Source organism: Hydrogenophaga sp. (assembly GCF_051860785.1).
Classification (GTDB): domain Bacteria; phylum Pseudomonadota; class Gammaproteobacteria; order Burkholderiales; family Burkholderiaceae_C; genus Hydrogenophaga.
Map to the genome: position 1 here is coordinate 83,665 of NZ_JBIMLB010000008.1, position 13,640 is coordinate 97,304.

Sequence of the window (13,640 nt, forward strand, 5' to 3'; positions counted from 1 at the left end):
GACCGCCTCACATGGCCTGTATGGAGCCGGGAACATTGCGCTCCAGCTTCACCGCCCAGGGCGCCGAGCTCGTGCGGCGGAAATCCGGCGGCAGGATGCAGGGCGAGGTGTCAAAGCTGGCGAATTTCGCCGCCTCACCACGCACGATCTCGCCACACTGTTCGTTGGGCACAGGATTGGGCGTGTAGGGAAAGGAGTCGGCCGACGAATACACCGGCAACAGCAAGGGGCGCGGATGGTCGGATTCATTGGCTGCTGAACCGTGCACAACGCGACAGTTCACCAGCACGGTGCTGCCTGCCACGCCGGCGGCCAGCACCACGGACGATGGCGGTGGCCCATCGAGCGCGTTGGTGTCGATGCCGGTGAAGGTGCCTTTTTCGTCGTACATGGGGTGCAGCGCACCGCGGTTGCTGCCGGGGATGAAAGCCAGCGGCCCTTGCTCCAGGCCGCAGTCTTCCAGATAGATGCCAATGGTCACGGGGCTGAAGTCGGTGTGCGGCCAGGCTGGAATGTCCTGATGCCACTTGAAGCCGCCACTGCCCTTTTCGGACTTCACGTTCAGCTTGGCATGGTGGAACTTCACATCGGGGCCCACCACATCCGCCGCGAGGTCGGTCATCAGAGGATCGTTGAAGAATTCCCAGAACGCCGGATGACGGGCTTGCGGGTTGGCGATGCGATGCAGGCGCGGGTGCTCCGCGCTGTGGTTGGCGTCCAGCACGAAGGTGCCGTCGGAGCGCGTCACGTGGCGGCTTTCTTCGATCAGTTCGATCATCGCAGTTCGCAGGCGCTTGAGCCAGGCGGGCGGCACATAGGCGGGCAGGATGGCGTAGCCCTGCTCGAAGAAAGACCTGCGTTGCTCAGAGCTGAGTACTTTGCAGGCAAACGCCGTGACGTCAGATTCCTTCATGATGCGCTCCTGGATGGGTGGCGAAAGAATGCTGCCGCAGCGATCAGGACGGCAGGGGAGTGTGCGAATACATGGGCCGTCCGGGCGTTTCAACTTCTGCACGGAGGATGGTGCCGGTTTGCGACTCGGTGATGTACAGGTGGCGTCCGTCGGGACCGCCGAAGGCCACATTGGTCGTCAGGTGTCCGGCACAGGAATTCACCCGGTACAGCGGTTCGCCCATTTCGCTGAAGATCCATACGGCGCCCATGCCGGCGTGTGCCACCGCGAGTTGTCCGCGGGTATCCAGCGCCAGGCCATCCGGACCCGCGTGGCCGCCTGACATCTGGATGAAGACGCCAACCTTGCTGACACCGTTGCCCACCAGTGGCAGGCGCCAGATGGCGTTGGCGCGGGTCACTGCCACAAAAAGGCGCGTCTCGTCCAGGTTCATCACCAGGCCATTGGGGCTGGGAATGCCGCCCAACAGCAACTCCGGGTCCTGGCTTCCATGGCGGATGCGGAACACCCGGCCCGAAGGATCGTGCAGGCCGGACTGGCCCTGGTCCGTGAAGTACAGGTCGCCATTGGAGGCGAATACCAGGTCGTTGACGCCCTTGAAGCGCTCCAGCCGGTAGTGCGTGCACCACGGCTCGATGCGGCCTGTGGAGACGTCAAGCACCATGATGCCGTGGCGATAGTCGGCCACGAACGCGCGTCCATCGGGTGCGAATTTCAGACCGTTGGGCCATCCGTCGTACTCGACGACCGTGCTGAAGTCGCCTTGCGACGTCACGCGGAAGACGCGTCCCCAGGGAATGTCCACGCAGTAGAGATTGCCCGCGCGGTCGAAGGACGGTCCTTCGAGAAAGCAGTCGGCCTGGTGGCCGGAAAACTGCACGTTGTTGAACTCGCACACCTGGCCCGTCTTGCGCAAGTGATCGGGTACGCGCGCGAAGACCTCGGTGGCGACGTTTTTCGGAACAGCAAACAAAATGATGTCTCCTTGGGAACTACCTGAGCATCTGCTGGGGCAGCCAGAGGGCGATCTCGGGCCACATCACCAGCATGCCCAACAGGACAAACATCAGGATGTGGAAGGGGATGGTGCCCATGACCACATCGATGAATTTGCCGTCCCAGATGCTCTGGATGACAAACAGGTTGATGCCGATGGGCGGGGAGATGGCCCCCAGTTCAATGAACAGCACCAGCACGATGCCAAACCAGACCGGGTCCACGCCGTAGCTCTGAAGCACCGGGTAGAGCAGGGGCACGGTGATGACGATCATGCCCAGGCCCTCGACCAGACATCCCATCACCGTGTAGAGCACGAACAAGGCCAGGAAGAACTCAAGCCGCGAGAGATTGAGATCCACCAGGAACGCCGTGAAGTGTTCGCCCACGCCGCCTACGCTGATCGCGTAGGAAAAGACGTAGGCGGCAAACACGATGAACAGGATGTTGCCCGAGGCCTTGGCGGTGCGCGTGGTCGCTGCACGGATCACCTTCCAGCTGAGCTGCTTCATGAACGCTGCCAGGACGAGCACCAGAACGCATCCCAGTGCGGCGGCCTCGGTGGGCGTGACGATGCCTGCGTAGAGCGATCCCATGGTCAGCAATATGAGGATCACCACCGGAAAAATGTCCACCAGGGCGGTCCAGAGTTCTCGCGCGTCGAGCACGCCCTGTTCCACGGGTGCAATCTCGGGTTTGGTGATGGCGCGCACGGCGATGTAGGCCATGAACATGGCTGTGAGCAGCAAGCCTGGCACCACACCTGCCATGAACAGTTGTGACACAGAGGTCTCGGTGAACGAGGCGTAGATGATCATCACCAGGCTGGGTGGCAGCAGGATGCCCAGGGTGCCGCCAGCGGCCAGCGAGCCAGCGGCCAGAGGCCGGTCGTAGCCCCGCTGGATCAGCTGTGGCAGCGCAACACTGCCGATGGACGATGCAGTAGCAACGCTGGAACTGCTCATGGCACCGAACAGTGCGCAACCTGCAATGTTGGTTTGCAGCAGGCCGCCAGGAACACGCGAGACGAGTCTGGACAGGCCTCGGTAAACCCGTAAAGTCATGCCACTTTCCTGCATCAACTCGGCCATCAGCAGGAACAAGGGAATGGCGGTGAGGATGAAGCTGTTCATGCTTCCCCATGACACCAGCCCGAGTCCCTTGAGCGCGTCCAGTCCCCCCAGCATCATCAGGTAGACGATGCCAGGCGCGGCGATGGCGAAAGGAATGGAAACGCCCACCGCCAGCAAGGCCAGGAACAGCGCGAAGACGACGATGATCTGCCATTCGGGGCTCATGGCTTGACCTCCGGCTGGACGGGTCCGCGCAGCCAACGCCAGCCAAAGCGCAAGGTGCGCAGCAGCGACCAGGCGAGCCCGGCAAGTCCGATGACGACCACGCTCTGCGGGATCCACAGTTCGATATCCAGGCCGTTTTGCGACATCTCCCCGGAGCGCCAGCTGTTGCCAACCAGGCGCGACATCTGCCACAGCAGAACACCGGTGCAGAAAAGGCAGAGCAGGTCGAAAGCGATCGTGCTGCGAATCCGATCGCGCAGAGACAAGCGCGCCTGAATGAATTCGACCTGATGGAACACCTTGTGCACGTGGCAGGCAGCCAGGCTGAGAAAGGTCAGGGCGATCAGCAGGTAGCCGCCGATCTCGTCGGCCAGGCCGAAGGAGTGGTGGAAGAGCGTGCGCGCCACGACCTCGGAAAACGTCAGAACCATCATCGACCACAAGGCCAGTTCGCTGGCGCGAAGCAGGGTGGTCTCCACCCAGCTGGCGGGCACCGACGGCGCCAGATGGCCGATGTCTTGCGCCGCCCCAGGGGAGGCGCTGGCCGCTGGAACGGCCTCAAGCGGGGGTCGCTCCATGTCAACGTCCCAGCGCTGCACGTACCTTGGCCAGGGCTTCAACCGCTTCTGGTCCTTTGGACTTGGCCCACTGGTCCCAGTAGGGTTTGATCGCCGCCTCGGCCTCGCTGACCTCTGCGGCGGTGGGCACCACGAACACCATGCCGTCCTTGGCCATGGTCACCGCCCGCTCTTTTTCGTCCAGCAAAAATTGCCTGGACAGGTTCTCGGAAATTTCCGTCGCCTTCTGCTTCATCGCGGTCTGAACCTCGGGCTTGAGTTTCATGAACTCGGCCTTGTTGGCGATGATGTGGCCGTTGATGTGGCCCGTGGGGAGCTGGTAGTTGTACTTGAGCTGGTCTTTCCACATGTAGGCTCCGCCCGAGCTTGCGGTGAGCGAGCCGTCGACGACACCGCGTTCCAGTGCCGTGGAGACCTCCGCGGTCCCCATGGTGATGGACACGCCGCCCAGGCGCCTGGTGAGTTCGCCCAGCTCGGGGCTGGGTGTGCGCAGCTTCTGGCCTCGCACGTCCGCCAGGGAGGCGATCTTCTTGCGCGACCAGAAGGTTTGCTGCGGCCACACGTAGGTGCCCAGCATGACGATGCCGCGCTTGTCGTAACCGCGCTCGATGTACGGTGTCATCACGGCCAGTGCCTTCTGCAGATCGGATTCATCGCGGATCATGAGCGGCAGGCGCAGCAGATCCCCAATGGGCATGGCGCCAGCCATGAAAGCGTCGTCGCCCATCTGCACCACGTTGTCGGCCACCGCGGCGCCGATGTTGGCGGCGTTGATTTGCAGCGTGCCTCCCAGGTGTACGCGGATCTTCAGCTCGTTGTTCGTGAACCTGGCCATTTCCTCGGACAGCTTCATGTTGGCTTGCGCTGCCGAGTTGGCGGGCACGCTCATGTAGGTGTAGAGGTTCCAGGCCTGCGCGGCGGCAAGCTGAGGCAAAACCGCGCCCACCGCCACGGCGAATGTGGCCATGAGGGTTTTCGATGTCGTCTTCCATCCGTTCATGTCTTGTCTCCTGTTCTTCAAAAGAAGTTGATCACACGCTGCTTACCCATCCGTTGGCGACCCACGCCTGCGGAATTTCTATCTGCTGTTCCAGCAGCATCTGGCCGTGGGCCTTGCCCTGCGGGTCGTAGCGCAGCGATGCCACGCCACCGCCGCCCAGGGCCTCATGCAGCAGGAAGTTGAAACCATGCACGCCCGGCCAGTCGAAGCGTTCCACCTTGCCTTTGACCAGCTTTCGCATGTGCTCGGCCACGGAAGCTTCCGTCAATTGGCGCTCCAGTTCGGGAAAGAACTCTGGGCGGCGCGCGATGACGGAGATGTTGGAGATGTCTCCCTTGTCGCCGCTGCGAGCAAAAGCCAGTGCCACCAGTGGCACGCTCACGCGCGGACCCGCAGGCGTTTCCGCGGGACGGCCCGCAGGCTTGGTGGTGGCAGGTGCGGGGGATGATGGCGCGGGCACCCACGCCGCTGGCACGTCCAGGGTCCGGCCCTCGAAGTGGATCTGCACCTGGTGCAGCGCCTTGGGCACGAGGAAGGAAAACAGCCGGACCATGGGTTGCACTTTCGGCCGGCCGCCGAACACGCCGGCAACGCCCTGCACCGTACCCGTGGAAGCGGGATAGATTTCCTTGGAGAAGATCTCCAGCGCGCGAGCCTGAGGGTGGCGCACCGCCACTTTCAGCACCACCTCTCGGCGGCCGGCCTCGGGCGGTGCGTCGGCATACGATTCCTCCGCGCCCAACAACTCCACGGAAGTCTCGGCGTATGCGCCCAGGCCTTCGCGCTCGAAGATGTTCGACGTGCGCTGGAGGATGGCTGCGCCGACCGCGCGCGCCTTGGGCACGGCCTCGCGGCCCTTGATCAACAGGGTGGCCAATGCGCGGTAGCCGTCCTGCCATGTGCCGCTGACCTTGTAGTAGGGCGTTGGGGGCTTGCCCTTGATGTTCGTGACGTCCACGGTCTGCGCGTCCACCTGGCGCAGTTGCACCTGGGTGAGATCGCACACGACGTCGGGCAGGATGTAGTTGGCCGGGTCACCTGTTTCGTAGGTGATCTGCTCGGCCACCGTGGCGACACTGACCAGACCACCCGTGCCAGGGGGCTTGGTGACCTGGAACGAGCCGTCGCTGCGGCATTCGGCAATCGGAAAGCCGATGTTGGCCCAGGAGTCCGCCACTTCACGCCAGTCGGTGAAGAAGCCGCCAGTGCTCTGGGGGCCGCATTCAATCACGTGGCCGGCCAGCGTGCCACCGGCCAGGGCATCCAGGTCCTGTGCGGTCCAGCCGAACTCATGGATCAACGGGCCGACCGCAAGGGCGCTGTCGGCGCAACGGCCGGTCACCACGATGTCTGCGCCTTCTGCCAGGGCCTGGGCAATCGGGAAAGCACCCAGGTAGGCGCTGGCCGTCAGCAGGGGGGGAATGGGCTGGCCGGTCGTCATTTCCACCACGCCCTTGTTGCGCAGATCGTCCAGGAATGGCATGGCATCGTCGCCCACCACCGCAGCGACACGCAACGCCACACCGCGGCGTTTCAACTCTGCCTCGATCGCGTCGCAGCAGGCATGCGGGTTGACCCCACCGGCGTTGCAAACCACCTTGACGCCACGGCTCTTGAGTTCGGAGGCCAGCGGTCCCACCACCTCATTGACGAAGTCGGTGGCATAGCCGAGCTCGGATTTCCTGGACCGCGCGCGGGCCATGATGGACATCGTCACTTCGGCCAGATAGTCCAGCGCCAGGTACTGGATGTTGCCCTGGGTGACGAGCTGGCGCGGCCCTTCGGCGCTGTCGCCCCAGAACCCGGAGCCCCCACCGATGCGAATGGTTTTTTCAGTCATGTGTGGCGATCTTCGTAAACGTTTTCCAGAAAAAGAAGGGTGGGAAGCTCAGGCGCCTGTCCATCGCGGGGCGCGCTTTTCCGCAAAGGCACGCGGCCCTTCCAGGGCATCGGCGCTGCGATAGACCGGCTCGAACAGATCCGTGGCCGCGCGCGCAGCCTGTGCGCTGGTCATTTCGGTCGACATGCGGACCATGGCACGGCAGGCCTTCACACTCAGCGGCGCGTTGGCTGCGATCTCGTTGGCCAGTGCCAGTGCCGCATCCATCAGCTGAGGCCCGGGCACCACCTGGTTGACAAACCCCAGCTCGTGCAGGCGTTCGGCGCTGAAGGCTCGGCCGGTCATGAGAATCTCGGCCATCACGCGTTGGGGCAGCATGTGAGCCAGCGGCCACGCCCACGGCGCACCACGCCCCACCTTGACCTCCGAGATGGCGAATTTCACACCCTCGGCCGCCACGCACAGGTCACAAGCCTGGGCGAACCACCAACCTCCGGCCATGGCCACGCCGTTGACGGCCGCGATCGTGGGCTTGCTGACGGGAACGGTGTCGCCAGGAATGGGAAAGTAGCCAGGCGGCGGCACACCCAGCGAACGCTCGCGCGCCTCCTTCAGGTCCATGCCGGCACAGAACGCCTTGTCACCCGCCGCGGTCAGAATGGCCACCCGGGCCTCGGGATCGGCTTCGAAGCGCCGCCACGCATCGAAAAGGCCACTGCGCATGGCCTCATTGATGGCGTTGCGCTGGTCAGGCCGATTCATGGTGATCACCACCACCTGCCCGCGCACGTCGTAGAGGACGGCATCGCTCATGGTGTCACCGCCGCGCCTTGCGCACCTTGCAGTTGATCGATCTGCTCCGCCGTCAGACCAGCCTCTGCCAATACCTCGCGCGTGTTTTCCCCCAGCCGCGGCGCATGGCGGCGCACCTGGAAAGGTGCCTTTCCAAAACGCACCGGTGCCCGCACCACACGGTAGCTGCCCTCGGTGGGGTGCTCCCCCACTTCAAAGAGGCCGACGGATTTCACATGCGGATCCTCATGCATGCGGTTCAGGCTGAGCACCGGCATGCAGGGAATGCTCACCCCATCGCAGAAATCGACCCACTCGCTGGTGGTGCGCCTGGCCGCCTCACGCTCGATCAGCGTGTAGAGGACTTCGACTTGCTGAGCGCGGTCCGCATGGGTGCGGTAGCGCGGATCGCCTTTGAAGTCCTGATGGCCCGTGAAGTCGAAGAAGTCGTCCCAGTTGCGGTCGGAATACGGCAGGATGCACACATGGCCGTCCAGCGTGCGGAAGGGTTTTCGGAACCGGTTGAGCACGCGGTGAAAGCCGATGCCGCCAATGGGGGGGACGAAGGCGCCGCCGCCAAAGTGCTCAATCAGCATGAATTCGATCGAGGTCTCGAACATCGGGACCTCCACTTCCTGGCCGCCACCGCCCATGGCACGTTGGTAGAGTGCAGCGCTCACGGCGTAGGCGATGGCCTGGCCCGCCAGCTTGTCGCAGACCACGGTGGCGGCATACGCCGGTTCGCCGTGGATCTGTCCCGCAAGATCGGCCAGGCCGCAGCAGGCCTGGATCATGTCGTCGTACGCGGCCTTGTCCGAGTACACGCCGCCGACGCCGAAACCATAGGCACCGCAATAGATCAGTTGCGGATTGAGCTTTTGTACGGCGGCGTAGCCGAAGCCCAGGCGTTCGATGGCCTTTGGCCGCATGTTGTGCACCAACACGTCGGCCTGTGAAATCAAAGTGCGCAGCGCATCAGCGCCTTCGGGACTTTTCAGGTCCAGCACGATGCTGCGCTTGTTGCGGTGCAGGTGCATCACCTGCCCGGACATGCCATGGGTTCGCAGCGGCCGGTAGTTCCGCAACACATCGCCTTCCGGGCTCTCGACCTTGATCACGTCGGCACCGAGGTCGGCGAGGATGTGCGTTCCGAACGGGCCCATGATCACGCCCGTCAGATCCAGCAGCTTGACGCCCGTCAGCGGCCCGTGCGCAAATTTCTCGGTCATTGAATCATTGCTCCAGTCTTGAAGTTCGAAGTGCTTCAGTAGGATTTGGGAAGGCCCAGCACGCGCTCGGCAATGAAGCAGCGGATGAGCTCCGGACTGACCGGGGCGATGCGCGTGATCATCACTTCGCGCAGGTAGCGCTCCACGTGGAATTCCTTCGAATAGCCATACCCGCCATGGGTCATGACTGCTTGCGTACAGGCCTTGAACCCGGCCTCTGCACCCAGGTATTTCGCCGCGTTCGCCTCGGCGCCACAGGGTTGGCCGGCGTCGTAGAGTTCGGCAGCGCGGTCCACCATCAGTTGCGCGGCAGACAGTTCCATCCAGCATTCGGCCAAAGGGTGCTGGATGGACTGGTTCATGCCGATCGGCCGACCGAACACCACGCGTTCATTGGCATAGCGGGTCGCGCGGTTCAGTGCTGCAAATCCCAGGCCGACCGCTTCTGCAGCAATCAGGATGCGCTCGGGGTTCAGTCCGTGCAGGATGTAGCCGAATCCCTGGCCTTCTTCACCGATGCGGTCTTCCACCGGCACCACCAGTTCGTCGATGAAGACCTGGTTGGAGTCGACGCACTTGCGCCCCATCTTGTCGATCACCCGCGCTTCGATGCGGCTTCTGTCCAGATCCGTGAAGAAGACGCTGAAGCCGTCGGTTGGCCGCTTGCATTCCTCCAGCGGCGTGGTGCGCGCCAGGATGAGGATTTTTCCCGCACGCTGCGCCAGCGAGGTCCAGACCTTTCGGCCGTTGATGACGTAGCTGTCACCTCGGCGCACGGCGCGTGTCTTGATGTGGGTGGTGTCGAGTCCGGCATCGGGCTCCGTCACGGCGAAGGCCATGAGGTCTTCGCCCCGGATCATCGGGGGCAGGAAACGCTGCTTTTGCTCCTCGTTTCCAAACAACGCCACCACCTTCATGCCCCAGATGTAGGCGTGGATGGCGGAGGCGCCGCTCATGCCGGCCCCTGACTCCGCCACGGCGCGCATCATCGCCGCCGCTTGCGCGATGCCCAGTCCACTGCCGCCATAGGCCTCCGGCATGGCAATGCCGAGCCATCCTCCTTCAGCCATGGCCTGCTGGAACTCCACCGGATACTGCCCATCCTTGTCGCGCGCCAGCCAGTAGGCGTCGTCAAACCTCGCGCACAGCGCCAGCACGGACTCACGGATTTCGGCAATGGCATCGGCGTCGGGCTTCAAGAAGGTCTCCATGGCTGGTGTTTTCCGGCATTCCTTTATTGGAACGACGTTCTCTTTAAAGAATATAGTTCTGTATTTGGAATGTCAATCGAGATGCACGATAAACTTGCAGGGACTTACCCTTACACGTCCATTCATGAGCAAGCCTTCCGCCGAGATTGACGATGACGCCCGCGGCTCCGCGCCGCGCTCTCCTGTGCGCGTCATGCAGATCCTCTACACACTCGCGCAGCACCCCGAGGGTGTGGCGCTGGGCACGCTGAGCCAGCAACTCAAGATGCCCAAGACGACGCTGTTCAATCTGCTGCGTTCACTCGAGGGCGGCGGCTATGTGGCCTCGGAAGGAGGGCGGCACCGCGTGGGCATTGAAGCCATGAAGCTGGGTGCCGCGTTGCAGCACAGCCAGAGTTTCCCGGAGAACCTGCGGCCGGTGTGTGCGCGCCTGGGCACGGTGACGGGCGAGACGGTCATGATCGGCACGCTTTCCGACGACGCCACCGAAGTGCATTTCTCCATGGTGATGGAGGCGCAGAACCCCCTGCGCTTCAATGTGCGGGCGGGCCAGCGCTGGCCGTTGTACGCGTCTGCTCAAGGCCATGTCCTTCTCGCCTTCATGCCTGCCGAGAGACAGAAGGCTTACCTTGCTTCGGTCAACATGACACGGTTGACCGCCACCACCATCACCACGCGCAAGGCACTCTCGTCGGTGCTGCAGAAGACACGCACCGACGCATTGGCCATCAATGTCAACGGCATGATCGATGGCGTGATGGGCATCTCAGCCCCCATCTTTGATCGCAGCGGCAGCGTCGTTGCGGCGCTGGCAGTGACCGCGCCCACGGCACGCCTGCAGTCCAAGCAGGCCGTGATCGAGCCCGCCACGAAGAGCGCGGCTGAGGAAATGTCGCGGGTTCTGGGTTACGGTGGCGTCTATCCGCCTGCCAAGACCGTCTGACGTCAGAGCGCTGCGGTCAATCCGGGTACCGCTTCGAACAGGTCGGCTTCCAGGCCATAGTCGGCGACGCTGAAGATGGGCGCCTCCGGGTCTTTGTTGATCGCCACGATCACTTTGGAGTCTTTCATGCCGGCCAAGTGCTGGATGGCACCCGAAATCCCGGCGGCTACATAAAGCTGCGGCGCCACAATCTTGCCTGTTTGTCCCACCTGCCAGTCGTTGGGTGCATAACCGGCATCCACCGCAGCGCGGCTGGCGCCCAGGGCCGCGCCCAGTTTGTCGGCCAGCGGTGTCATGACCGCGGTGAATTTCTCGTTGCTGCCCAACGCCCGACCTCCCGCGACGACGATCTTGGCGGCGGTGAGCTCCGGCCGGTCGCTCCTGGCGATCTCGGCCCCCACGAATCGACTCTTTCCCGCATCGGCGACTGCAGCCACGCGAGTCACGACGGCATGGCCGCCGCTGGCCTCAGCAGCGTCGAACCCTGTGGTCCGCACGGTGATGACTTGCATGCGATCCAGCCCCTGCACCGTCGCGATGGCGTTGCCGGCGTAGATGGGACGTTCAAAGGTGTCGGGGCTGTTCACCTTGCTGACATCGCTGATCTGGGCCACGTCCAGCCTCGCTGCCACGCGCGGAGCGATGTTCTTGCCATGGGCCGTAGCAGGGAAAAGGATGTGGCTGTAGTTGCCGGCGATGTCCAGCACCTGGGCCGCGACGTTCTCGGCCAGGCCATGGGCCAGGTGCGTGGCGTCAGCGTGGATGACCTGGGAGACGCCGGCCACCCGCGAACTTGCCTCGGCGACCGCAGCGGCGTTGTGACCCGCGACGAGAATGTGGACCTCGCCGCCGCACTGAGCCGCTGCGGTCACCGTGTTAAGCGTGGCACCCTTGAGGTGCTCGTTGTCGTGTTCTGCGATCACAAGTGCGGTCAAGTTCGTCTCCCTCAGATGACTTTGGCTTCGTTCTTCAACCTGGCCACCAGGGTGGCGACGTCGGGGACCTTGACCCCCGCCGAACGCCTCGGCGGCTCCACGACCTTGAGGACCTTGATGCGGGGCGACACATCAACGCCCAGGTCTTCAGGCTTGAGGGTGTCGATCTGCTTTTTCTTGGCCTTCATGATGTTGGGCAGGGTCACGTAGCGTGGCTCGTTCAGGCGCAAGTCCGTCGTGACGACGGCGGGAAGGTCGATCTCCAGCGTTTCCAGGCCTCCATCGATTTCCCGAGTGACCTTCGCTTTCTCTCCGACGATTTCCATCTGCGAGGCGAACGTGGCCTGCGCGATGCCGGCCAGGGCGGCGACCATCTGACCGGTCTGGTTGCAGTCGTCATCAATGGCTTGTTTGCCAAGGATGATCAGGCCAGGCTGCTCCTGGTCCATGACGGCCTTCAGCAGCTTGGCCACGGCCAGAGGTTGAAGATCTGCGGCGCCTGTGTCCACCAGGATGGCGCGGTCCGCGCCAAGGGCCATGGCGGTGCGCAAGGTCTCCTGGCATGTCGCCGGACCACAGGAGACGGCGATGACTTCCGTGGCGACTCCTCTTTCCTTCAGGCGCACCGCCTCTTCCACGGCGATCTCGTCGAAGGGATTCATGCTCATCTTCACGTTGGCGATGTCCACACCGCTTTGGTCCGACTTCACGCGGACTTTCACGTTGTAGTCCACCACGCGCTTCACTCCAACGACGACTTTCATTCGTTTTCCAGTTCGACCAGATGACCCACGCGCTCCGTGGTCTCGATGAACTCCTCGAGCATGTCGTAAATGACCTGCTTGCACGAGGTCTCGGCCGTCATGAGGCCCACGATCTGACCCACGGGGTAGGTCAGGAATTCGGGGTGGCGCGCCCGTTCCATGCGCAGGCGCGGTTCGGTGTTGAGCACGGTCTGCCATGGCATGGGCAGGGTCTTGAGCGCGCCGGGCTGTTCCCAGGCTTCCGTCAAGCGGCTGCGCAGCATGCGCGCGGGTTTGCCGGTGCGCGACCTGGTCTGCACCGCGTCTTCCGATTTGGCGCCAAACAGCAGCGCCTTCATCTCGGGCTCGAGTTCGCTCTCTTTCGTGCCCAGCCAGATGGAGCCGCACCACACCCCTTGCGCGCCGAGCGCAAAGGCGGCTGCCATCTGTCGGCCGCGTCCCACGCCGCCTGCGGCGATGACGGGCATGGGTGCCACGGCATCCACCACCTCGGGCCACAGCACCATCGAGCTTACTTTTCCGGTGTGGCCAGCGGCTTCCGTGCCTTGCGCGATCACCAGGTCCAGACCAGCGGCCTTGTGCCGGCGCGCGTGCTCCACCTTGCCGGTCATCGCGCCCACCTTGATGCCACGCGAATGCAGCAATTCCACGAAATGGGCAGGCGGCACCCCCAGCGCACTGACGAAGAGCTTGATGTTGGGGTGGCGCAGCGCCACTTCCAGCAACTGGTGCGCGTGCTCGGGTGTCATGTGCAGTTGCGCGATCTCGTGGTCCAGCAAGGCCTCTCGTTCGCCCGGTGGCAAGGGTGGAATGCCCGCTTCGTCGCACACGTCGCGCATGAATTTGACGTGCTCGGGTGGCAGCTTGCGAAAGTCCAGCTTCTCCTCACCCACGGTTTCGTAGTTGCCAGGCAGCAGCAGGTTGATGCCATACGGTTTGTCGCCCACCTGCTGGTCGATCCAGGCCAGTTCATGCTCCAGCGCCTCGGCGCTGTAGTAGGTCGTGCCGAGGACGCCCATGCCTCCGGCACGGGAGATCTCGGCCACAACGTTGCGGCAATGGGAGAAGCCGAAGATCGGCACATCGATCCCGAACATGGGACACAGAGAGGATTGCATGGTGCTTTTGCTGTTGGGTTGAA

Annotated in this window: 13 protein-coding genes; 1 reads left to right on the forward strand and 12 read right to left on the reverse strand. The window is 63.4% G+C overall.

The features are described from left to right. Nucleotides 1-7: 7 nt before the first annotated feature. The 9 genes from ACTIF6_RS12590 to ACTIF6_RS12630 are packed head-to-tail and all read right to left on the reverse strand — an operon-like array spanning nt 8 to nt 9,857. Nucleotides 8-913: a phytanoyl-CoA dioxygenase family protein gene (locus ACTIF6_RS12590; protein ID WP_439588331.1), complete on the reverse strand. Its 906-nt coding sequence runs from the start codon at nt 911-913 to the stop codon at nt 8-10. A 43-nt stretch (nt 914-956) separates the two neighbouring features. Beyond that, nucleotides 957-1,886 (reverse strand): SMP-30/gluconolactonase/LRE family protein, encoded by a 930-nt coding sequence (locus tag ACTIF6_RS12595; RefSeq protein ID WP_439588332.1) that lies wholly within the window; start codon nt 1,884-1,886, stop codon nt 957-959. 19 nt (nt 1,887-1,905) lie between these two features. Next, nucleotides 1,906-3,207, reverse strand: coding sequence for a TRAP transporter large permease (locus ACTIF6_RS12600; RefSeq protein ID WP_439588333.1), 1,302 nt, complete (start codon nt 3,205-3,207; stop codon nt 1,906-1,908). Next, nucleotides 3,204-3,785 (reverse strand): TRAP transporter small permease, encoded by a 582-nt coding sequence (locus tag ACTIF6_RS12605; RefSeq protein ID WP_439588334.1) that lies wholly within the window; start codon nt 3,783-3,785, stop codon nt 3,204-3,206. Before ACTIF6_RS12605 ends, ACTIF6_RS12600 begins: the two co-directional genes overlap by 4 nt. A gap of 1 nt (nt 3,786) precedes the next feature. Continuing rightward, nucleotides 3,787-4,785, reverse strand: coding sequence for a TRAP transporter substrate-binding protein DctP (gene dctP, locus ACTIF6_RS12610; RefSeq protein ID WP_439588335.1), 999 nt, complete (start codon nt 4,783-4,785; stop codon nt 3,787-3,789). A gap of 31 nt (nt 4,786-4,816) precedes the next feature. Beyond that, entirely contained in the window at nt 4,817-6,625 is a 1,809-nt protein-coding gene (locus tag ACTIF6_RS12615) for an acyclic terpene utilization AtuA family protein (protein ID WP_439588336.1), read from the reverse strand. A 48-nt stretch (nt 6,626-6,673) separates the two neighbouring features. Further along, nucleotides 6,674-7,438, reverse strand: a complete 765-nt coding sequence (locus tag ACTIF6_RS12620) for an enoyl-CoA hydratase/isomerase family protein (RefSeq protein ID WP_439588337.1) — start codon at nt 7,436-7,438, stop codon at nt 6,674-6,676. Then, a complete protein-coding gene (locus ACTIF6_RS12625; RefSeq protein ID WP_439588338.1) occupies nt 7,435-8,646 on the reverse strand; it encodes a CaiB/BaiF CoA transferase family protein in 1,212 nt (403 codons plus the stop codon). Before ACTIF6_RS12625 ends, ACTIF6_RS12620 begins: the two co-directional genes overlap by 4 nt. A gap of 35 nt (nt 8,647-8,681) precedes the next feature. After that, nucleotides 8,682-9,857, reverse strand: a complete 1,176-nt coding sequence (locus ACTIF6_RS12630) for an acyl-CoA dehydrogenase family protein (protein ID WP_439588339.1) — start codon at nt 9,855-9,857, stop codon at nt 8,682-8,684. A gap of 124 nt (nt 9,858-9,981) precedes the next feature. Here ACTIF6_RS12630 and ACTIF6_RS12635 point away from each other — a divergent pair, with 124 nt between their 5' ends. After that, nucleotides 9,982-10,800 (forward strand): IclR family transcriptional regulator, encoded by an 819-nt coding sequence (locus ACTIF6_RS12635; protein WP_439588340.1) that lies wholly within the window; start codon nt 9,982-9,984, stop codon nt 10,798-10,800. Between the two features lie 2 nt (nt 10,801-10,802). On the opposite strand, the gene ACTIF6_RS12640 is transcribed toward ACTIF6_RS12635, so the two are convergent. Genes ACTIF6_RS12640 through ACTIF6_RS12650 form a run of 3 tightly spaced genes read right to left on the reverse strand, consistent with a single transcriptional unit; the run spans nt 10,803 to nt 13,617 of the window. After that, nucleotides 10,803-11,735, reverse strand: coding sequence for an electron transfer flavoprotein subunit alpha/FixB family protein (locus ACTIF6_RS12640; protein ID WP_439588341.1), 933 nt, complete (start codon nt 11,733-11,735; stop codon nt 10,803-10,805). 11 nt (nt 11,736-11,746) lie between these two features. After that, nucleotides 11,747-12,499, reverse strand: a complete 753-nt coding sequence (locus tag ACTIF6_RS12645; protein ID WP_439588342.1) for an electron transfer flavoprotein subunit beta/FixA family protein — start codon at nt 12,497-12,499, stop codon at nt 11,747-11,749. Continuing rightward, a complete protein-coding gene (locus tag ACTIF6_RS12650; protein WP_439588343.1) occupies nt 12,496-13,617 on the reverse strand; it encodes an NAD(P)H-dependent flavin oxidoreductase in 1,122 nt (373 codons plus the stop codon). Before ACTIF6_RS12650 ends, ACTIF6_RS12645 begins: the two co-directional genes overlap by 4 nt. Nucleotides 13,618-13,640 lie beyond the last annotated feature (23 nt).

Coding starts and splice junctions, on each gene's coding strand:
- ACTIF6_RS12635 (WP_439588340.1), top strand. CDS start 9,982: ATGAGCAAGCCTTCCGCCGAGATTGACGATGACGCCCGCGGCTCCGCG.
- ACTIF6_RS12630 (WP_439588339.1), bottom strand. CDS start 9,857: ATGGAGACCTTCTTGAAGCCCGACGCCGATGCCATTGCCGAAATCCGT.
- ACTIF6_RS12590 (WP_439588331.1), bottom strand. CDS start 913: ATGAAGGAATCTGACGTCACGGCGTTTGCCTGCAAAGTACTCAGCTCT.
- ACTIF6_RS12650 (WP_439588343.1), bottom strand. CDS start 13,617: ATGCAATCCTCTCTGTGTCCCATGTTCGGGATCGATGTGCCGATCTTC.
- dctP (WP_439588335.1), bottom strand. CDS start 4,785: ATGAACGGATGGAAGACGACATCGAAAACCCTCATGGCCACATTCGCC.
- ACTIF6_RS12620 (WP_439588337.1), bottom strand. CDS start 7,438: ATGAGCGATGCCGTCCTCTACGACGTGCGCGGGCAGGTGGTGGTGATC.
- ACTIF6_RS12645 (WP_439588342.1), bottom strand. CDS start 12,499: ATGAAAGTCGTCGTTGGAGTGAAGCGCGTGGTGGACTACAACGTGAAA.
- ACTIF6_RS12625 (WP_439588338.1), bottom strand. CDS start 8,646: ATGACCGAGAAATTTGCGCACGGGCCGCTGACGGGCGTCAAGCTGCTG.
- ACTIF6_RS12615 (WP_439588336.1), bottom strand. CDS start 6,625: ATGACTGAAAAAACCATTCGCATCGGTGGGGGCTCCGGGTTCTGGGGC.
- ACTIF6_RS12605 (WP_439588334.1), bottom strand. CDS start 3,785: ATGGAGCGACCCCCGCTTGAGGCCGTTCCAGCGGCCAGCGCCTCCCCT.
- ACTIF6_RS12600 (WP_439588333.1), bottom strand. CDS start 3,207: ATGAGCCCCGAATGGCAGATCATCGTCGTCTTCGCGCTGTTCCTGGCC.